The following is a 19,502-nucleotide window of genomic DNA, read 5'->3' as shown; positions in this document are numbered from 1 at the left end:
GAGCAACGTGTCAGAACCGTCCGGGGGTGACGACAATTCGCATCGCTGGACCGGCGGTCAGCGCTTTAAGCAAGCGATGATCGCCGACACGACGGCAGCGGTTTCGGCGACGTCGCGGACCTTCACAGTATCCACGCCGATTTCAGCAGCAGGATAGTCGTTGCCGCCGGGGTAGATCGCGTCGCCGAGGAACAGCATCCCGGCCAGGGGCACGCCGCTTTCCTTGCTCAGGCGGTTCAGCCCATAGCCCTTGTCGACGCCGGCGCGGGTGACGTCGATCGACGTGGTGCCGCCCAAGTTGATCGAGAGGCCGGGCAGCGCCGCCCGTAGCGTCTTCTGGAGCGCAGTCCGCTTGGCACGATCGGGGTCCCAGCCCTCCTTCGCTTCCAGCGGCGCGTCCTGGCCGAGTCCGGAAAAGGTAATCTGGCTTCCCCGATCCTCAATCCGTTCTCCCCAAATGCGTTCGTCGGCAAGCCCCGCTTCCGACAGCGCACGGTCGAACGCTGCACGGATGCTCGCCTTCTCCGCGTCATCGAATAGCTCGGCATAGATCGCGCGCCACGCACCATCGACAAAGCGGTAAAGCTTCGTGCCAGTGGTCGGCATCAACCACAGCCGCTCGCGCTCGGCCTCGACCGGCAAGCGCGAGGCGACTTGCCGGTCGAACTGCGGCCAGTCGCCGCCCGAAATTACCGCGACGTCGACGACCGCCAGCAAGCGCGCAAGCGTCATCGCCATCTCGGCTGACAAGGGGCGCTTGCTCTCCGCAAGCGTCCCGTCGAGGTCGAACACGATCAGCCATTTCATGACTCGGTGCCCCCCCCTTCCCGGTTGCGCAGATCATTGTGGAGGGCGGTCGCGGCGATCGCCGCGTGGCCCATCGCGACGCTGATCTGATCGAGCGACATAACGATATCGCCCGCCGCATAGACGCCGGCGACGCTCGCGCGCTGCTTGGTATCGACGACGATGCAACGATCGTCGCTCAGATCGATGCCGAGCTGGCGCGCGAGCGCATTGTTGCTGTCCGACCCGAGTGCCGGATAAACGGTATCGAAGTGCAGCTCGGTGCCGTTGGTCAAGTGGAGCGCAACACGGTCGTCCGAAAAGTCCATCCGGGCCAGCGGCTTCGGTGCAATTGCGATCCCGGCCGCCGCGAGCGCCGCGCGATCGTCGGGACCAAGGTCGATCGTCTCCTGCGCAACAAGCGTGATCCGTTCCGAGAAGGTGCGCAGGAACAGCGCTTCGGCAACGCCGTGCGTGTTCGCGCCGATCACCCCAATCGCCTGCCCGCTCGCCTCGTAGCCGTCGCAGACCGGACAGTAGCGCAGCATCCCCCGCTGCAACGCGTCGCGGTGCGTATCGGCATCGAGCGCAGGGCGGCGATTCTCGACCCCGGTTGCGATCAGGACGGCGCGCGCGGCGATCGTCACTGTGGACCCTTGCGCTTCAAAGGCATCGGCCTTGCCGTCGATCGTCTCAATGCGGTCCGCCAGTATCGTGGCGCCGTAGCGTTCCGCCTGTTCGCGCATCCGCCGTAGCAGCTCCTCGCCAGCAATTCCGTCTGGAAAGCCGGCGTGGTTGTGGGAGAGCGGTATCCATTTCGCTCGGCTATGCCCTTCATCGACTACGACGACACGGCGGTGATAACGCGCAAGATAGATCGCTGCAGTTAGGCCCCCCGGTCCGCCGCCGACGATCAAGGCGTCATAGCGATCTGCCGTCACGCTACTTGCTTTGCCGGATCGCGGTAGGCGAGCAACCGCAGCGCATTAAATACAACCAGCAACGTCGAGCCTTCGTGCATCGCCACTGCTGGGCCGATGCCAAGGCCGAGGATCGTCGCGGGCACGAGAAACGCGACCACTCCGAGGCTGACGAACACATTCTGCCGAATAATGCCGCGGGTGTGGCGGCTCAGGCCCACCGCGAATGGCAGATGCGCTAGATCGTCAGCCATGAGCGCAACGTCGGCCGTCTCCAGGGCCACGTCAGAGCCGGCTGCGCCCATCGCGATGCCGACCGTCGCCGACGCCATTGCCGGGGCGTCGTTGACGCCATCGCCGACCATCGCGACCTTATCCTCGCCGGCGAGCTTCTTGATCGAGGCAACCTTGTCCTCCGGCATAAGGTCGCCCCATGCCTCGTCGAGCCCAACATCCCTGGCGATGGCGTCGGCGACCTTCTGATGGTCGCCCGAGATCATGATCATTCGGGTGATGCCCATCTCGCGCAGCCGCTTGAGCGCAACCTTGGCTGCTTCACGCGGCGTATCCATCAGCCCGATCGCGCCGATGTCCTTATCGCCCTTGCGCACCACCATCGTCGTGCGCCCGCCCTCGCGCAGGATGGCGATGGCGTCGGTCGCAGCGGCATTCAGCGTGGGGATACCCTCCACGCCGAACATCTCGGCCTTGCCGATCCATACCGTTTCGCCGTCGACGATCGCGGTGACGCCGCGTCCGGTCAGGCTCTTGAGATCGGTCGCGGTCGGCAGCTCGCGCGCGCCCAAGCGCTCGCGTCCATCCTTCACGATCGCCTGTGCCAGCGGGTGATCGCTCAACCCTTCGACCGCGATGGCGAGCGCCAACAGATCCTCTTCGCTCGCGCCGTCGACGGGGACGACATCGGTGATGCGAGGACGGCCTTCCGTCAGCGTCCCCGTCTTGTCGAACGCGATCGCTTTCAGCGAGCCGAGGTTTTCGAGCGGCGCACCGCCCTTCACCAGCACGCCGCCGCGCGCGGCGCGCGCGACGCCGGACAGCACCGCGCTCGGGGTAGCGATCGCTAGCGCGCAGGGGCTGGCGGCAACCAGCACCGCCATAGCGCGATAGAAGCTGTCTCGGAACGGCTCGTCGACCACGACCCACGCGAACAGCAGGATGAACGAAAGGGCCAAGACGGCCGGCACGAAGACGCGCTCGAACCGATCGGTGAACCGCTGCGTCGGCGATTTCTGCGTTTCCGCTTCGCTCACCATCTTCACGACCTTGGCAAGCGCGCTTTCGTTGGAACGCCGCGTCACCTCGATCTCAATCGCGGCGCCGCCGTTGATCGTGCCGGCGAACACCCGCGACGTCGCCTCGACCGCGTCGGGCTTCGCGCGCGCTGCCTCGACATCGGCGACCGGTTCCTTGTCGACGGGGATGCTCTCTCCGGTGACGGGGGCCTGGTTGATCGCGCTCGACCCCTTGATGACGAAGCCGTCGGCGGGCAGGCGTTCGTTCGGGCGCACGATCACGACGTCGCCGACCACCAGCTCTTCGACCGGTATTTCCGAGGTCTGCCCATCACGGCGCACCGTCGCCTTGTCGGGCGCGAGCTCGGCCAGCGCCTCGATCGCGCGCTTGGCACGCCCCATCGCGTAATGCTCAAGCGCATGGCCGAGGCTGAATAGGAACAGCAGCAGCGCACCTTCCGCAAAGGCGCCGAGCGCCGCGGCGCCGGCGGCTGCAACCAGCATCAGCGTATCGATCTCGAATTTCTTGAGTTTCAGATTGTCGATCGCCTCGCGCAGCGTGAAGAAGCCACCGAACACATAGGCGCCGACATAGAAGGCGGTCGGCAGCCAGTCGGGGATGCCCGCAACCAGCTTCTCGATCGCGAAGCCGATCGCCAGCAGCGCACCGCACGCGAGCGCGAAGATCATCTCGGTATTGGGGCCGAGGAAATTGGCGTGGGCATGGTCGTGGCCATCCCCCGGCCCATGCTTTTCCGCACCTTCGCCGTGATCGTGCCCGGCATGGTCGCCGGAGTTGTGATCGTGTCCGGCATGGTCGCCGGCCTGATCGGAGCCAGTCCGCTTGCCGGGTTTGACCTTGAGCTTGCCCAGTGCCGCGAGGATCGCCGCTTCGTCGACGCGTTCTTTGTCATATTCGACGCGGACGCTCCCCGCGGCGCTCGCATCCGCCTGCAGCACGCCTGGCACCTGGCACAGGGTTTCGCCGACGGTGCGGGCGCGGCGCTCGTGCCCGATCCCCTCGACCTGCCATGTCGCATGACCGTATCGCCCGCTGATATCGGCGCCCGCCGCACGCACCATCTCGCGCACACGCGGTAGCGGCAGCGCCGTGCCGTCAAAATGGATGCAGAGCTTTGCCGGCGTATCGCCATCGGCGGCCAAGACGTGCGCGCGCTCGACGCCGGGCTTGGCGCTGAGCGTCGAGACGAGGCGCCCGACACAGGCATCGGCTGCATCGGGAACCTCCGGCAGCAGGACGGGAATATCGAGTTCGAACTTGTCAGTCATGACGCCGTCTCCGCGTTGGTCTTGGTTTCTGCACGCGCATCGCGCAGGATTTCGATGCCGCCCTTGATCGCGATAAGGGCGGTAGCCATGCCGACCAGCAGATCGGGCCAATTCGCCTCCAGCCAAAGCACCAGGGCGCCCGCGATCAGGATGCCGCCGTTGGAGATGAAATCGTTGAAACTAAACGTGGTCGCGGCACGCAGGTTCACGTCGGGCTGCTTGAGCTTCTGGAGCAGGCGCAGGCAGGCATAGTTCACGACGCCGGCGATGGCCGACATCACCATCATCGTCGGGCCGATCGGGTCGCTGCCCTGGATATAACGGCGGCCGACGTCGAGAAGGATGCCGCCCGCGAAAATCAGCAGCATCACGCCGGACACGGTTGCCGCCCGTGTCTTCCATGTGCGCCCGTGGCTGAGCGCAATCAGGCTGAGAGCATAGACCGCGGTGTCGGACAGGTTGTCGACGCCATTGGCGATGAGCGCGCTGGAATCGCCGATTAAGCCAGTCACGAAGAAGCCCGCCGCGATCGCCGCGTTGAGCAGCAGCACGATCCAGAGCGTGCGCCGCTCGGCCGAGACCTTTGCGTCCGGTGAAGCGGTCATGCCATGATCTCCTCGATCAGCAGGAGGATGAGGAAGCCGACGAAGAACATCGCGCTGATAAGCGGTGAGTCCGGCTTCTCGTGGGCCTCGACCAACAGCTCTTCGGTGACGAGATAAAGCAGCGCCATCAGGCCGAAGCTCAGGAAGCCGGTGATCCATATCGGTGTCAGCAACGCCACAGGTTGCGCGATCAACGCGCCGATCGGCACCAGCACTGCCAGCGCACAGGTCAGGCCGATCGCCTTGACCTTGCGATATCGGTCTGCCAGATCGTTGGTAAGGGTCAGCGCAAGGAACAGCACCTCGAGGGTCAACGCCACGGCCAGCAACGTGCCCGCCTTCTCGCCGGCGATGAAGGCGAGCCCGAGGACCAGGCCATCTATCGCCAGATCGAGCCCGATCGCCGCGAGCAGCGCGACCGGCCCCTTGAACCGGCTTTCCGCCGCCTTTAGGCCGAGCATCACGGCGACGCCCAGCGCCCCGCCGATCAGTGTCGCGGTTGGAGAGCCGCCGTGCATCACCAGCGGCAGAATCTCCGTCGCAGCAGCGGCGAATACTACGCCGGCCGCTAGATGCTGCATGGCCGCTACCAGCTTCTCGCCGGGGGTGCGCCATCCGGCGATCAGCGCGCCGATCATGATCGCGATCATGGGGATCAGAGAGAATTTGAGCGCCGCCATCGTCAGCGCCCCTTTGTGCCGGGTTGGTTGGTCACAAGCTCGTATCCTTCCTGCACAAGACAGGGGGCTTATCCCCTTCCTCGATCTTGAGTTCGTTGCCCGAGAATATCGCGCTCATCGTGTCGCCGACATATTGAAGCCCGGGTGCGGGCGCGGTCAGGACAACCGGCGCAGCGTTCCCGTCGCGGCGCAGTTCAAGCGTCAGGCCCTCATTTTTGAAGTCGATGAGGAGCGGGCGATCGTCGTCGCACCGATAGGGGTGGCGACCGGGGATGCCGCTGGCATCGCCGCTGTCGCCAGCGTGGATTTCCTGTTCCGTGGGTTTCGCCTTGCGAGGCTGTTCCGAACAGCCCGACGCCAGCACAAGGGCTATGCCGGCGAACCCAAACCGAACCGGCGTCATAGTCGCTCCCGGGAAGAGCCTGTTCATCCAAGCCATTGGGCAGCTCCCACGACACTGGCGATCATGACCATGACGCCGATCAGGATCAGTTTTTCAGGGCGCGGATCTGCCACGTTGCGTATGCGCGCCGCGACCTGCCAGGCAGGCCGCAGCGGGACGCGCCAAGACCCCGCCGCGATCCGGTCTAGCTCGGCAGCCGAAAGCTGGAAAAACGCTCTCACGTCGCCCCGAGAGCGTCCCGCGAGACCCGTCACGCGAAACACCGGATCGGCCCAGGCCAGATCGATGGCACTTGGGCTCGCCGTCATCGGGGCGATGTCGTCGCCCGCTGCCCATGACGGACGCAGCAGCGCGACAAGCCGTTGCGGATCGCGTTCGAGCAGAGACGCCCACCGCTCCAAGCGCGAACGGCGGTCGTCGCTTGGGGGCGGCGACACAGGCCCGCATTGCCCGCCAGTCTTGGGCACTCGCCGCGTCGTGCGAGTTTCGGAGGGACGATTGTGCCTCATTGTCGATCAGCCGGCTCGGTGCGATCCTGGGAGGCGCGCTTCAGCGGATGAGAGAGGTGCAACGTCAGAAAGGTGGTCAGGCTGAGGATCACCGCGATGTCGTAAAGACCATAGCCGACCGCAGCGCCCAGCGCTCCGGTCGCCCAAAGGCTCGCAGCGGTCGCGGTCCCGGATGCTTTGCCGGCGTGCTTCAATATGGCGCCGCCGCCGATGAAGCCGACGCCGGTAATCAGTCCTTCGAGCAGGCGCGCTTGGGCAGGCGATGTGCGTCCGAGAATGGCGATACCGACGAGCACGAAACCGCAACTGGCGATGGCGACCAGCGGAAAGGTCCGGATGCCGGCGCTGCGTTCGTCCTTTTCCCGGTTCCAGCCAACCGGAAGCGCCAGCGCATAGGCCACGGCGAGACTGACGATATGGGAAAACGACTCCTCCCATGACGAGATCGCCATCATGCGGCCGATCCTCCGGCCTGGCCGCTCGCGATCTCGTCCGCTGCATCCCGATAGGCCAGCACCCTGTTGCAGGCCAAAGCGCGCGCGCCGGGGCGCTTGAGCGTGATCCGGTCGCCGCCTGAGATCGACACGTTGAGGTTGCGGCCGACATAGGTTCGCCCGCTTGCCGGCGATATCACCCGTTCCGGAGCCGCGTTGGGGCGGGTCTTTATGTCGAGGGTCAGGCCATCGCCGAGGAAGTCGACATCGAGGCGCGACCCATCAGGACAGGCGTAGAAATGCTCGCCGATGAAGTTGGGCAACTCGCGGTCACGCGACGCTTCGGCTTCGCTCTTGTTGGTGGCTGGCGAGCAGCCGAGCAGGCCCGGCGCCAGAGCAAGCCCGGTCGCGAGAATGATCCCCCGAACCGGACCGCTCCGGAGGCGCCGAGCCGCTATTTCCCCGTCATTCCACGATCTATCGCCATGGGCGCTACAGGGGGCACGCCCATGGCGCGGGCCGTTCTCACACGGACACCCGAAGGACTCGTTGTGTGGCGGCCGATCCATAGCAGTCAGTCGAACAATTCGCTGAGAAAGCTCTTGCGGCGCCCCTTATGGCCACGCTCGTAGCCGTGCTTTCCACCATGATCGCCATGGCCGCGATTGTCGGATATTCCGAGACGGACGCCGCTCAAAGGCCGCGCGCTGTCATCGCCGGCGCTGCGCTCGATGATCTTGTCGAGTTCGCCGCGATCGAGCCAGACCCCACGGCATTGCGGGCAATAGTCGATCTCGATGCCCTGCCGCTCGCTCATGACAAGATCGACGCGACACGTCGGGCACAGCAGGCCTTGAGGGCGAGGGCTATCTACCATGATGGGTTCCTTTCTTCGGAATATCGCCCCGTCAGTCGTTCGCGGCGCCGCGAGGAGGAGGCGGTGGTTTGATCGGGCGCCGATGATGCCGCATGGACCGCCCAGGCAGTCGCGATTGCCGGCGCAGGAGGGCGAGAAACGCCGCATCCTGCACCCGCATTGTCCGCCGCAGACCCTTGCGCATCATGCGGCCGACCAGACCGCCGATGATGCCCCGACATTCGACCGAATGGTGAATGCAGACACCATTCGCGATAGGCTCGATCTCGTAGCGTTCGTCCAAGGTGAGGAAACCCTTTACGCCCATCTGCCACCCGATGAGCTGAGGCTTCGTCAGGCGGTTGATGACCATTTGCGTCGTCATCTTGCGGTCGCCTTTGAACAGCAGCCAGGTGACGTCCATTTCGGCACCACGTTCGGCATCGCCCGCGATGCGATAGATGGGGTGCCATCGTGCGAAACCCCTCAGATCGGAGATCAGCGACCACACCCGCAGTGCTGACATATTGAAATCGAAAGTAGTCTCTTCCTTCATGGCTGTCTGTCCTGTCCGGCAAAGGCGCGGCGAAACCGGAGGCCGCGCAAGGGCGGCCTCCTCCGCTGTCGGATTTCGCTAGTTCAAAGCCTTGTTCGACTTTCAGCACGCCCTTCGGGCCGAGTTTCAAAGAAAATGCGACGTGTCGATCGACGCCTGTCACATCCGCCGTTGTGGAGACCTCCGGAAACGAACGCATGCCCGTCTTGAATTTGTAACCAATCTTAGGGCCAACGTTCGCGATGCCCTTGACTGTAAGCCTCGGATGCCAGTCGGAATAATGCTCCAGATCGATCAGTAAGCGCCACACGCGCGCGAGCGGTGCCGCCAAATGGATCGTGCTTTCAACAATGAACATGGGGATGTTTCCAGCAAGCGCCGGTCCCCTCCCCCGCCGACGAAGCGGGGGAGAGGTTCCCAAACGCGTTGTCCGAAACGCTGACACGCTGCCCCCGCTTTCAGGACTTGCGCCACCAAGTGCGAGGGCCGCGATCATGCGTCGGCCTGTGCGATTGTGTCGCGCGCCTTTCCGCCTAGCACCTCGACAGCTTCCAGGGTCATCAACCCGATGCCCGAGATTTCGCTGAGGCTCTCCACAAACGCCCGCAAGCTCGAATCGAGATCGACAATCTCGATGACGACGGCCCGGTCGCTTTCGAGCACGTGTCTCTGATGGATGTGCGCTGATTTGCCAAAGCCAATGAGCGCCTCCAGGATCGTTACCCCAGCGAGACGAGCGTCCTTCGCCCGCGCCGCGATCTCCTGGAACACCTTGCGATCGCCAAAATAAGCGGACTCGTCGGTGTATACACGCAGCAATTTTGTTTCCATCGTCCTTACTCCTGATGCACCGGCTCTGCGACCGGCTGTTTGGTTGTCCGCCGTGCAGCCATGCGCTCGCCGGCGCCAAGGACGACCTTGGCGATGGCGGGCAGCACCAGCAGCGTCAGGATGGTGGCCGCGATGAGGCCGCCGATCACCGTTGTGGCGAGGGGCTTTTGCACTTCGGCACCCGTGCCGTGGGCAAGCGCCATCGGCACGAAGCCGATCGCGGGCACGAACCCGGTCATGATAACCGCCCGCATCTTCTCCGCCATACCGTGGCGGATTGCCTCCGCTACCGACTCCCCGGCTTCACTCCGTTCGCGGATCGCGGACATCACGACGAGGCCGTTCAGGACTGCAACGCCGGCAAGGCAGATGAACCCAACCGCCGCCGACACCGAGAAGTTGATGCCAGTGAGGACCAGCGTGAAGACACCGCCCGCAAGCCCCAATGGCACTGCCAAGAAGACCGCTGTTGCTCGGCCAAAACCGCCCAGCGCCATGTAGAGCAGCCCGAATATGACCAGGAAGCACAGAGGCACGACGATCGACAGCCGCTTCGATGCCGCGGCAAGGTTTTCGAACTGACCACCCCATTCCAGGTAGTAACCGGCAGGCAGCTTGACTTGTGCGATCTTTGCCTGCGCCTCCTGCACGAACGAGCCGGCATCGCGTCCGCCGAGGTTTACTTGGACGACAACACGCCGCTTGCCATTCTCCCGGCTGATCTGGTTCAACCCTTCGGTCAGCCGAATTTGCGCCACTTGTGCAAGCGGCACCTGGCCACGCGGCCGTCCCTCGACTTGGGGCAACAACACTGGCAACGTCCGGATGTCGTCGAGATTCGCACGCGTCGCTTCCGGTACGCGCACAGTGACATCGAAGCGCCGATCGCCCTCGTAGACAAGCCCCGACTCGCGTCCGCCGAGCCCGGCCGCGACGGTATCCGCGACATCGCGGACCGTGAGACCGTACCGCGCGATCGCGGCACGGTCGAGCTTCACGTCGAGCGCCGGCGCGCCACCGACCTGTTCGGCCTTGACGCTGGCCGCACCGGGTATGGTCTGGAGTACTCGCACCATCTCATTTGCCGTCAGCGCCATCTTGTCGAGATCGTCGCCGTAGAGCTTGATGGCGACGTCGCCGCGGACGCCCGCGATCAGTTCGTTAAATCGCAGCTGGATCGGCTGACTGACCTCGTAAAGATTGCCAAGGAGACCGCCGGTCGCCTTCTCAATCTTTGCGACCACATCGGCTTTGGTCGTGCCCTCGGCCCACTCTTCCTTCTCTTTCAAGATGATGAAGCCGTCCGAGACGTTTGGCGGCATCGGGTCGCTCGCGACTTCCGCCGTGCCTGTCTTGGAAAACATCAAGGCGACTTCCGGCACCTTTAGCACCGCCTCCTCGACCTTGCGCTCCATTGCCAATGATTGATCGAGGCTGACCGAGGGCACACGCGTTGATGCGAAGGCGAGATTCTTCTCGTCGAGTTGGGGAATGAACTCCGATCCCAGCAGGCCAAAGGCGGGAATCGCTGCCAGGAAGAAGGCCAGCCCACCGAGAATGAACGGCCAAGGGCGCGCGATCGCCTTGTCGAGCAACGGGAGATAGCGGTCCTTGGACTTGCGGATCAGCCAAACGTCCTTCTCCGCGACCTTGCCGCGGATCATGATCGCCACCAGCGCCGGCACCAGCGTGATGGCGAGGATGAACGCGGCCACCAGCGCGAGCATAATGGTGATCGCCATCGGCGAGAACGTCTTGCCCTCGGTGCCCGTAAACGTCAGCAGCGGAGCAAAGGCGAGCAGGATGATCGCCTGACCATATACGGTTGGCCTAATCATTTCCTGAGCGGCGCGCATCGTCTCCTCAAGCCGCTCCCGGAGCGACAGCAGTCGCCCTTCATGTTCTTGTCGATGGGCTAATCTGGCGAGACAGTTTTCGATGATGATGACCGCGCCATCCACGATCAGACCGAAGTCGAGCGCCCCCAGACTCATCAAATTGCCGGGGACATTGAACGCGTTCATGCCCATCGCCATCATCAGGAACGAGAACGGGATCACCAGCGTCGCAATCACCGCGGCGCGCCAGTTGCCAAGCAGCAGGAACAAGGACGCCGCGACGAGGATCGCGCCTTCGGTCAGGTTGCGCTGGACGGTGGCCACCGTAGCGCCGACCAGCTCAGCGCGGTTCAGCACTACCTTCACCTGGATGCCCGGCGGCAGCGATTTCGTTATCTGGTCGAGCTTGGCAGTGGCCGATTCAGCCACGACGCGGCTATTCTGGCCAATCAACATCAGCACCGTGCCGATGACCGCTTCCTGGCCGTTCATGCTACCCGCACCCGTTCGCAAATCGCCACCAACGCGAACATTGGCGATCTGGCCGATCGTGATTGGGGTTCCCCCGCGCGTTGCCGCGACAGCGTTACTGATCTCATTGACCGTGCGCACGCGGGAGTCGACGCGCACAAGATACGCTTCACCTCCGCGGTTGTAGTAATTGGCGCCAACCGCAAGGTTAGCGTTTTCAAGCGCCTGGCCAAGTTCGCTATAGGAGATGCCATAGCTAGCAAGTTTCGTCGGATCAGGCTCGACCACGAAAGTCTTGGCATAGCCACCGATCGAGTCGACCCCGGCAATGCCTTTAACCGACCGAAGCTGAGGGCCGATGATCCAATCCTGAACGGTGCGCAGATAGCTCGCCTTCTCCACCGCATCGGTCAGCCGCTCGCCCTCGGGCGTCAGATAGCTGCCGTCGGGCTGCCAGCCTGGTTGGCCGGCGACTTTCCTTGCGCCCTTGCCGTCTGGATTGGCGTAGCCGACCGTATACATGACGATCTCACCGAGACCGGTCGACACCGGTCCGACCTGAGGCTGAACGCCGTCCGGCAGGTTCTCGGTTGCCTGGCGCAGGCGCTCACCAACCTGCTGGCGCGCAAAGTAGAGATCGGTGCTGTCGGTGAAGATCGCACTGACTTGGCTGAAGCCATTGCGCGAGATCGAACGCGTGGTTTCAAGACCTGGAATGCCGGCGAGCGCAATTTCGACGGGGTAGGTAACGAGCTTCTCAATTTCCACCGGCGACAACCGTGGATCGATCGTGTTGATCTGGACCTGTTTGGTGGTGATGTCTGGCACCGCGTCAATTGGCAGCTTGGTGAGCTGCCATACGCCGAGGCCGGCGATGACGAGGAATAGTGCGAGGACCGTCCAGCGGGCGCGGACGGAGAGCGCCATGAGGTTTGCGATCATGGTCTATTCCTCCTCGCCCGCGCCCTTGCCGAGTTCGGCTTTGAGCAAAAATGCGTTCTTGGTGGCGACCTGGGTTCCTGATGTCAGACCCTTGACGATCTCGACACGCCCATTGCTGCGCTGGCCGATCGTGACGTCCTGAGTGCGGAAGCCTTTGGCGGTTCGCACGAACACCACATCACGACCTTCGAGCGTCTGGACCGCGTCTTCGGGGACCACTATCGCGTTCGACGTCTCGCCGCGGCTTGGCAGGAGCCGCACGCGGACGGCGAGCCCCGGCTGAAGGACTCCCCCGGTCACATCGAGCACGGCCGTGGCGGCACGCGTTTCGCCGCTCAGTGTTGGCGTGACCGCGCGAACCCGGGCATCGAGAGTGCGACCATCGGGAAGTTCGACAATGGCCCGATCGCCTGCAACGAGACGAGACGCATCGGCGGGGCCGACGGCCGCGTCGATCTGGATTTGTCGAGGATCAGCGACCCGAAACAGTTCGGTTTCAGGTTGGACAAATGCCCCGAGGCTGACCTTCATCGACGTCACCCGGCCTGAAATCGGACTGGCGAGGACCACGCCCCGGCCATCCGAAGTGACGTTGGCGGCACCAGCCGCTACCCTTGCGCGCTGGGCCTCAGCGCTAGCCACTGCCGCTTCAGCTTGCGCCTGCTCCAGATCGACTCTGGCAGAAACCTTCTGGTCGAAGAGATAGCGTTCTCTGGCGAGTGACTTTTGCGCAAGCACTGCCTTGGCGCCGGCGGCGGTGCGATCAGCGGCGATTTGCGCTGCATCGCGGCTCTCCACTACGGCGAGCGCTTCGCCGGCGCGGACCGAATCACCAAGGCGCTTGAAAATCCGCGTTACCGCGCCTCCCGCGCGGGCCGTCACGATGGCTTCGCCGGTAGGCGATGGTGCGACGATAGCCTGGCTCACGATCTCAGCCCCAAGACCGCCCGCATTAATCGTCTCGATGACAACACCGGCATTTTTGATCGCCGCTGCGGTCATGGCGAGCGTGTCAACGTCGCCAGCCTTCTTTTCCCCTTCTGGTTTCGCTGCCGCTTCGGTGGCGGCCGGTGGGGTATCGGTTGTGCACTTTGCTACGCTGAAACCGCCGATCGCAGCTACGAGCACAGCAGCGGCGACGCCGCCATAAAGGCGCTTGTCTTGTTCGATCATAGATAATCTCCGGAATTTGGCTGGGCCGGACAGGTGGGCCCGGTGATCGGCGGCATGGCCGCGACCGCGATTGAGGAAACGGACGCATCGATTAGCGCCGCGGAAGGAAAAACCGGCATCATTCAGAGGCTTCCTAGCTCGGGAGCCGGTGCCGTTAGACGCTCAAGGCGAGCCTCGGCATCGTGATAGGCTGCAAGCGCATCGGTGAACGCCGCCCTTGTTTCGGCCAGCGTTTGCTCCGCCTGGAGGAGGTCCAACTGGCTGAACTTGCCTTGCGCATAACCGACCCGAGCAATCCGCGCGGCTTCCGAGGCGGCCGCAAGGCCTGGTCCGCCAGCCGCTCTCGCTGTCGCCGCGGCGTTGGCGAGCTCTGCCTGGGCGCTCGCAATAGCCTGTTCCGCGTCGATGACAGCCAGGCGCCGGTTGGCGTCGGCCCGTGCCTGCTCAGCCTGCGCTTGGCTTACGGCCGCCGCTCCGTTGTTGAAGAGCGGGAATGGTATGGCGATCCCGATGACCGCCGCCGTGTCGTTGGTCTGGGATAAGCGTCGTGCCCCGGCACTGATTGTAATGTCTGGGATACGCTGGGATCTAGCAAGACGAACCTGCGCCTTCGCGGTGTTCAGATCGGCTTGTGCTGCTGCCAACGCGAGGGTGCCGCTGGGATCGAGCGGCAATGTCGGGCCATAGCCGCCTACCCGATCGAACCACGCCAGATCAAGCGCGCCATCGATGGGCTGGCCGATGAGTCGAGCGAGGTTTCCCCGCGCAACCTCGGCCTCACGAACCGCTCGCTCCAGGCCAACATCAGCGTTGACGCGCAGGACATCGGCACGCTGCTGATCGATCGGTGCGCCTGCGCCAGCCGTCACACGGGTTCTCGCCGCCTTAAATGCATTGCCGGCGATACCCGCCTGCTGACGCGCAACGTCCACCCGTCGTTCGGCCGCCGCCGCTACAATATAGGCTTGCGAGATGCGCAGGTTCAGATCGGCCAGTGCTGTTGCCGCATCGATCTGGGCCCGCGCGGTCCGCGAGTCGGCAACGGCAATCCGCGCGGACCGCTTGCCCCCAAGTTCGATAGGCAATGCGAGGATCGCGGTCGTCTCGGCGCTTCGGGTGCCGCGGTATAGGCCGGACCCGGCGATATTTTCAGTTTGGACTTGGACCTGGGGATTCGGACGAAGACCCGCAATCGTGCGGCCAGCCGCCGCGGAACGCAGTCCAGCCGCCGCCGATTCGATCGTAGGTGAGGTGCCCCCAGCTATCGTTCGGGCGCGGTCGAGTGAAAAAATGGGCTGATTGGCAGACGGTGGCGATGTCGCCGTCTGCGCCTGCGCGATCGACGCGCAGCACGTGACGGCCATAAGGGCCGCGATGACACGGTGCATAGATGATAGACTCCTGACGAACCTGAAAGCCCGCCGGCGTTGCCGACAGGGACTAGAGATTCATCAGACTATCGGGGGTCGCAGCGTAGGACCAGACGGCGCTCGCGCCATACGGTTGAAGTCCCAGGGACGAGGGAGCACGCGTGGTTCGATGCTCTGAGGTACGACCTCTAACTTGGCAGGAACCCCGATCTGGTGTCCGTGACAACCACCATGATGATGCGGATATCCCTTCTCAGCATCAGCCGGAACCTGATCACGATCGCCGGAAACATGCTCGAGAGCTACCGCTGAGCGGGCGTCCAGGCATTTCGGGCCCTCAGCCGAATGCGCGACCGATCCCATCCCCAGGGAGAGGAGAACCGCTACATATAGGAAGAAGGTGGACCAACGTGACATTCAGGAGGGCGCCTAGCAGATAATTGCACCGATGTAACCGCGAAATGAGTTCCGTCCGCAATCAACGATAAGATAGTCATGTTGTGATGATGTGAAGCCGTGGAAGCCAGGATAGTCAGGGTCGATGCAACCATGAGGGAACCCGAAAATCGCGGCGCGCCTGCTGAAGGCGCTATACCGGCCAAACAGGACACGTTGAAGACGAGCGCAAAGCATGCGGGTCTGGCCTATTGCCCAATATGAGCGATTGCGATGTGGCGATCCCGATCCCCGCAAAGAATAACTGGCTGCGCACGCAATTGCACCACTCAAAGGTATCTCTGCTAAACTTATAAAGCCCCAGATTTCGCAATCAGCCGTTACGTCGCGTGCTCATCAAAAGGACACCCGGCAAATTTGATAACGACTAGCTATGCGGCTTCGCGATCTTTGTAAGCGAGAAGCCGCAAAGCATTAAATACAACGACCAACGTCGAGCCTTCATGCGCCATCACGGCAGGCCCAATACCAAGGCCCATGACGGTTGCTTGAAGAAGTATCGCAACCACGCCCAAACTCAGATACAGGTTCTGTCGCATAATACGGCTGGTTTGGCGGCTCAGCCCTACTGCAAACGGCAGGTGTACAAGATCGTTTGCCATCAACGCCACATCGGCCGTCTCGAGTGCGACATTCGATCCTGCCGCACCATAGCAATGCCTACGGCGCATTGGCCATTGCGGGCGCGTCATTGACGCCGTCGCCGACCATCGCGATCTTATCCTCTGCCTTCAATTTCTTGATAGGCTCGATCTTGTCTTCTGGCACAAGATCCCCCCGAGCGTCGTCAAGTCCCACCTCCTTGGCAATGGCGTCTGCAACACGCTGGTTGTCGCCGGAAATCATGATCATCCGCGTGATGCCGAGCGTCCGCAGGCGCTCTAGCGTCGCGGCAGCGGCCGCGCGCGGAGTATCCATAAGGCCAATAACACCCAGATATTTTTCGCCGGTTCGAACGACATCGTCGTACGGCCCGTGCCCTCCATGCGAGCAACTGCTTCAAGCAGCGGCGCTGGCAACGCTGGCCCTTCGACCTCGCCGAACAATTTGGGGCTGCTGATATGAACCAGTGCGCTCTCTACCATCGCCTGAACGCGACGCCCGATTATGCTGCGCATGTCAGTGGCGGCAGACACCGCCGCCCCTGCGAGCTTTTCCCGCCCGCCGACCGCAATGGCCGCAGCAAGCGGATGATCGCTCAAGCTCTCGACAGGGGCCGCAACACGAAGAAGTTCGGCCTCGGTGACGCCTTCGGCGGCGACCACGTCGGTAATCTGTGGTCGACCCTCTGTCAGTGTCCCAGTCATAGTTTCTTCTGCTCAATACGCTGTTCTATCTTACTCGTGGTCTGGGTTGAAACGGTAGTAGATTATCCTTGCCCTCCAAAATTGGTTCGGACGAACTGGCGGATACTATTGGCGCAACACCCGAGAAAAGTTGTACGGCATGCAACCTGGCACGCTTCTCGGCGTTTTTCGAACGCCCTTGATACTCGGATGGCTGCTCAAGGTTCCAGATAAGGGAGATTGCTCGGATGCGACACGAAATCGGCTCTGCAGCGGCCTTTCCCCAGAACCCGCTTGTAAAAAAAGAGAGGCTTTGGTTGCCGATAATGGTCGTCGCAGCGGGCACCCTAATTTTCGCCGGCTTGCTAGCGGGCCTACCCACCCACGCGCTCATCGCCGCCAGCACCTTGCTGTCCGTATTCGTACTTGGAATACCCTCGTCGCTTTCATGCGCGGCCAGCAGCGGACGAAGGCGACCTTAGCTCTCATCGCGAAAATCGAAGCAAGGCTTCTTCGTGAGAGAAGGCCGCCGGGACCGAGGCTGTAAGGGTGTGCGTGGAGAAGGTGATGTCCGGGCAAGCTGTCTGCAGTGACGGAACCTATCGCGGTGGTCGCAGATCACCCTTCTGTCGTGTTCGCATTGCCCTATCCGAGACTACGGCTCCTGCCGACCTCGCCCACGCATTACTTCTGACACGCGAAAACAGCAGTAATCACGGCCAAGGTTTTGGCTGGATCGCGCACGCACCGTGTCCAGGCCAAGCGTCTTCGCGGGATAGTCATTCCTCCCAGGGAATATCGCTCCTCGATGAAGAACATCGCATCAAGGGCTATGCCGCTGGACGCGCTCAATTATTTAAGACCATAGGCTTTTTCGACGCCTCTTTGGGTGACGTCGATGGACGTAGCGCCCCATGTTGATGGATAGACCGGGTAAGCGCCCCGCAAGATCGGATCGTATGATCTTGCGTTTGGCAAAATCGGGTTCCCATTTTTCTTTCGCATCCCGCGGCGCCCCTGTCCAAGCGCGGAAAACTTGATCTGGCTGCCGCGATCTTCTGTCCGCTCGCCCCATGTCACCGTCTGGGTAGAACCGGTTGCTGCAAGAGCTGCATCGAGCGCCTCAAGAATGGCGCGCCGCTGCTTACCATCAAAGACTTCGGCATCGATGCGCCGCCACCCACCATCGTATCGGTATAATTTTGTTCCCGTAGTAGGCATGAGCCAGAGTTTCGAGGCGTCAGCTCTCGCCGGAAGCCGTTGCGCGACCTGCTTTTCAAACTGCGGCCAATCATCCCCCAGAGATGACCGCAACTTGCGCAACGACGCGAAGCTTTTCGTCTCCGAGCCTATGTTCGAACAGCTTCTTGTAGTAGCCTTTAGCGATTTCCAAAAGACAGGATTTTTATGAAACTTGGCGCCCGCTTGCGGTCGATCGCACTCTTCAAGCAACTCGGCCCTGGCCTCGTCACAGGCGCAGCGGACGACGACCCTAGCGGAATCGCGACTTACTCCCAAGCCGGTGCGCAGTTTGGCTTTGGGCTGCTTTGGACCATGGTACTAGCCTATCCGCTCATGTGTTCCGTTCAGCTTGTTAGCGCACATATCGGCCGGGTGACCGGCTGCGGACTCGCCAAAAATATGGGTGACATATTACCAAGGTGGTTGGTGACGGGTTTGGTCTCACTCCTGTTTATCGCCAACACAATCAATATCGGTGCCGACATCGCAGCAATGGGTGCCGCAGCCGAAATGGTTGTGGGTTGGGGCTCGCATATTTTCACGATCCTGTTCGCCCTCGTGTCCCTCACTCTGCAACTCTTTGTCCCCTACCGTCGATATTCCAGTCTGTTGAAGTGGCTCACACTGGTCCTCTTGGCCTATGTAGCAGTATTGTTCATGGTTAAGCTTGACTGGTCTCTCATAGGCCTTGGCTTGATCATGCCCTCCGTTAGCAGCAAGGAAGCCGTCGTCACGATTGTCGCGATCTTCGGCACGACGATCAGTCCATATCTCTTTTTCTGGCAAAGCGCGCAGGAAGTGGAAGAGGTCACCCAAGATGATGATGCTGAGCCGCTCGTCGAAGCCCCCTGGCAGGCCAGGCGGGAGTTTCGCCGCATGCGGCTCGACACTTTCTCTGGCATGGCAATTTCCAATTTGGTGGCCTTGGCGATCATGATTGCGACCGCGGCGACCCTTCACGCGTCGGGTCAAACATCGATCGGAACCGCAGCCGACGCAGCGAAAGCGCTTGAGCCTGTTGCTGGCAGATTTGCCTTCCTGCTGTTCGCCCTTGGCATCATCGGCACCGGCTTGCTCGCGGTGCCGGTCCTGGCGGGTTCGGCAGCATATGCCATAGGTGAAAGCCGCGGATGGAAGTGCGGCCTCGAACATAAACCTTGGGAAGCGGTCGGATTTTACGTCGTCATAGGGCTAGCCACGCTACTCGGAATTGGCATCGACTGGTCAGAGCTGGATCCCTTGAAGGCACTCTTTTGGAGTGCCGTTATCAATGGAATTACGGCAGTACCGATAATGATCGCTATGATGATCGTCGTATCAAAGCACTCCGCCATGGGTAAGTTTACCGCCCGCCCGCAGTTGCTGTTCTTGGGGTGGCTTGCGACATGCGTGATGGCAGCAGCCGCAATTGCCATGCTCGTCGTGCGATGATTGTCAACGCTGGAAGCGACGCCAGACCATGCAACTTTAAATTCGGTCAGCCGGCTACTACGTCGCCCCCCAAGATCCTGCTTCTGTTCCCAGCGGGCTCTTAAAGAGGAGGGGAGCGACACCGGCCTGTCGAGGAGCATTAAACATGAAAGCGTCGGCGAGAGATCTAG

16 protein-coding genes and 3 pseudogenes are annotated in these 19,502 nt (G+C 62.4%); 1 reads left to right on the top strand and 18 read right to left on the bottom strand.

The features are described 5' to 3' along the window. Positions 1–57: 57 nt before the first annotated feature. The 18 genes and pseudogenes from CEQ44_RS07365 to CEQ44_RS07280 form a co-directional block, all read right to left on the bottom strand. Positions 58–807: an HAD-IIB family hydrolase gene (locus CEQ44_RS07365; protein WP_088185109.1), complete on the bottom strand. Its 750-nt coding sequence runs from the start codon at positions 805–807 to the stop codon at positions 58–60. Then, the gene (locus tag CEQ44_RS07360) at positions 804–1,727 is read right to left on the bottom strand and encodes an NAD(P)/FAD-dependent oxidoreductase (RefSeq protein WP_066608922.1); all 924 of its coding nucleotides are present in this window, start codon (positions 1,725–1,727) and stop codon (positions 804–806) included. Before CEQ44_RS07360 ends, CEQ44_RS07365 begins: the two co-directional genes overlap by 4 nt. Then, positions 1,724–4,249: a heavy metal translocating P-type ATPase gene (locus CEQ44_RS07355; RefSeq protein ID WP_088185110.1), complete on the bottom strand. Its 2,526-nt coding sequence runs from the start codon at positions 4,247–4,249 to the stop codon at positions 1,724–1,726. Before CEQ44_RS07355 ends, CEQ44_RS07360 begins: the two co-directional genes overlap by 4 nt. After that, the gene (locus tag CEQ44_RS07350; protein WP_088185111.1) at positions 4,246–4,854 is read right to left on the bottom strand and encodes a cation transporter; all 609 of its coding nucleotides are present in this window, start codon (positions 4,852–4,854) and stop codon (positions 4,246–4,248) included. Before CEQ44_RS07350 ends, CEQ44_RS07355 begins: the two co-directional genes overlap by 4 nt. Then, positions 4,851–5,534, bottom strand: coding sequence for a ZIP family metal transporter (locus CEQ44_RS07345; RefSeq protein ID WP_088185112.1), 684 nt, complete (start codon positions 5,532–5,534; stop codon positions 4,851–4,853). The genes CEQ44_RS07350 and CEQ44_RS07345 overlap by 4 nt, the downstream gene beginning before the upstream one ends. Before the next feature lie 31 nt (positions 5,535–5,565). Then, the gene (locus tag CEQ44_RS07340) at positions 5,566–5,937 is read right to left on the bottom strand and encodes a hypothetical protein (RefSeq protein WP_254913769.1); all 372 of its coding nucleotides are present in this window, start codon (positions 5,935–5,937) and stop codon (positions 5,566–5,568) included. A 23-nt stretch (positions 5,938–5,960) separates the two neighbouring features. Further along, positions 5,961–6,374, bottom strand: a complete 414-nt coding sequence (locus tag CEQ44_RS07335; protein ID WP_024022113.1) for a hypothetical protein — start codon at positions 6,372–6,374, stop codon at positions 5,961–5,963. A 68-nt stretch (positions 6,375–6,442) separates the two neighbouring features. Then, entirely contained in the window at positions 6,443–6,901 is a 459-nt protein-coding gene (locus CEQ44_RS07330) for an MgtC/SapB family protein (protein WP_024022112.1), read from the bottom strand. After that, positions 6,898–7,203, bottom strand: a complete 306-nt coding sequence (locus CEQ44_RS07325; protein ID WP_024022111.1) for a hypothetical protein — start codon at positions 7,201–7,203, stop codon at positions 6,898–6,900. Before CEQ44_RS07325 ends, CEQ44_RS07330 begins: the two co-directional genes overlap by 4 nt. 251 nt (positions 7,204–7,454) lie before the next feature. Then, on the bottom strand, positions 7,455–7,757 hold the full coding sequence (locus CEQ44_RS07320) for a zf-TFIIB domain-containing protein (RefSeq protein WP_088185114.1): 303 nt from the start codon (positions 7,755–7,757) through the stop codon (positions 7,455–7,457). A 31-nt stretch (positions 7,758–7,788) separates the two neighbouring features. Further along, a complete protein-coding gene (locus CEQ44_RS07315; protein ID WP_088185115.1) occupies positions 7,789–8,292 on the bottom strand; it encodes an SRPBCC family protein in 504 nt (167 codons plus the stop codon). Positions 8,293–8,365: 73 nt separating this feature from the next. Continuing rightward, a pseudogene (locus CEQ44_RS25365) lies at positions 8,366–8,650 on the bottom strand (SRPBCC family protein); the annotation flags it as partial. A 134-nt stretch (positions 8,651–8,784) separates the two neighbouring features. Continuing rightward, positions 8,785–9,123, bottom strand: a complete 339-nt coding sequence (locus tag CEQ44_RS07305; RefSeq protein WP_088185116.1) for a DUF190 domain-containing protein — start codon at positions 9,121–9,123, stop codon at positions 8,785–8,787. A gap of 5 nt (positions 9,124–9,128) precedes the next feature. Then, positions 9,129–12,374, bottom strand: coding sequence for an efflux RND transporter permease subunit (locus tag CEQ44_RS07300; RefSeq protein ID WP_088185117.1), 3,246 nt, complete (start codon positions 12,372–12,374; stop codon positions 9,129–9,131). Between the two features lie 3 nt (positions 12,375–12,377). Then, positions 12,378–13,547, bottom strand: a complete 1,170-nt coding sequence (locus CEQ44_RS07295; protein ID WP_088185118.1) for an efflux RND transporter periplasmic adaptor subunit — start codon at positions 13,545–13,547, stop codon at positions 12,378–12,380. Between the two features lie 122 nt (positions 13,548–13,669). Beyond that, positions 13,670–14,935 (bottom strand): TolC family protein, encoded by a 1,266-nt coding sequence (locus tag CEQ44_RS07290; RefSeq protein ID WP_088185119.1) that lies wholly within the window; start codon positions 14,933–14,935, stop codon positions 13,670–13,672. Between the two features lie 809 nt (positions 14,936–15,744). Continuing rightward, positions 15,745–16,677: pseudogene (locus CEQ44_RS07285) on the bottom strand (HAD-IC family P-type ATPase); the annotation flags it as partial. A gap of 666 nt (positions 16,678–17,343) precedes the next feature. Continuing rightward, positions 17,344–17,983 (bottom strand): annotated as a pseudogene (locus CEQ44_RS07280) (HAD family hydrolase); the annotation flags it as partial. 83 nt (positions 17,984–18,066) lie between these two features. Between CEQ44_RS07280 and CEQ44_RS07275 the strand changes: the two are divergent. Beyond that, a complete protein-coding gene (locus CEQ44_RS07275) occupies positions 18,067–19,332 on the top strand; it encodes an NRAMP family divalent metal transporter (protein ID WP_088185120.1) in 1,266 nt (421 codons plus the stop codon). Positions 19,333–19,502: the final 170 nt, after the last annotated feature.

Origin of the sequence: Sphingobium sp. Z007, assembly GCF_900013425.1 — a bacterium.
Lineage (GTDB): Bacteria > Pseudomonadota > Alphaproteobacteria > Sphingomonadales > Sphingomonadaceae > Sphingobium.
This window is presented reverse-complemented; position numbering and strand designations above follow the sequence as displayed.

Excerpts from the sequence above, each read along its gene's own strand:
- CEQ44_RS07295 (WP_088185118.1), bottom strand. The coding sequence starts at position 13,547 with ATGATCGAACAAGACAAGCGCCTTTATGGCGGCGTCGCCGCTGCTGTG.
- CEQ44_RS07275 (WP_088185120.1), top strand. The coding sequence starts at position 18,067 with ATGAAACTTGGCGCCCGCTTGCGGTCGATCGCACTCTTCAAGCAACTC.
- CEQ44_RS07330 (WP_024022112.1), bottom strand. The coding sequence starts at position 6,901 with ATGATGGCGATCTCGTCATGGGAGGAGTCGTTTTCCCATATCGTCAGT.
- CEQ44_RS07355 (WP_088185110.1), bottom strand. The coding sequence starts at position 4,249 with ATGACTGACAAGTTCGAACTCGATATTCCCGTCCTGCTGCCGGAGGTT.
- CEQ44_RS07350 (WP_088185111.1), bottom strand. The coding sequence starts at position 4,854 with ATGACCGCTTCACCGGACGCAAAGGTCTCGGCCGAGCGGCGCACGCTC.
- CEQ44_RS07290 (WP_088185119.1), bottom strand. The coding sequence starts at position 14,935 with ATGCACCGTGTCATCGCGGCCCTTATGGCCGTCACGTGCTGCGCGTCG.
- CEQ44_RS07300 (WP_088185117.1), bottom strand. The coding sequence starts at position 12,374 with ATGATCGCAAACCTCATGGCGCTCTCCGTCCGCGCCCGCTGGACGGTC.
- CEQ44_RS07365 (WP_088185109.1), bottom strand. The coding sequence starts at position 807 with ATGAAATGGCTGATCGTGTTCGACCTCGACGGGACGCTTGCGGAGAGC.
- CEQ44_RS07345 (WP_088185112.1), bottom strand. The coding sequence starts at position 5,534 with ATGGCGGCGCTCAAATTCTCTCTGATCCCCATGATCGCGATCATGATC.
- CEQ44_RS07340 (WP_254913769.1), bottom strand. The coding sequence starts at position 5,937 with ATGACGCCGGTTCGGTTTGGGTTCGCCGGCATAGCCCTTGTGCTGGCG.
- CEQ44_RS07315 (WP_088185115.1), bottom strand. The coding sequence starts at position 8,292 with ATGAAGGAAGAGACTACTTTCGATTTCAATATGTCAGCACTGCGGGTG.
- CEQ44_RS07305 (WP_088185116.1), bottom strand. The coding sequence starts at position 9,123 with ATGGAAACAAAATTGCTGCGTGTATACACCGACGAGTCCGCTTATTTT.
- CEQ44_RS07320 (WP_088185114.1), bottom strand. The coding sequence starts at position 7,757 with ATGGTAGATAGCCCTCGCCCTCAAGGCCTGCTGTGCCCGACGTGTCGC.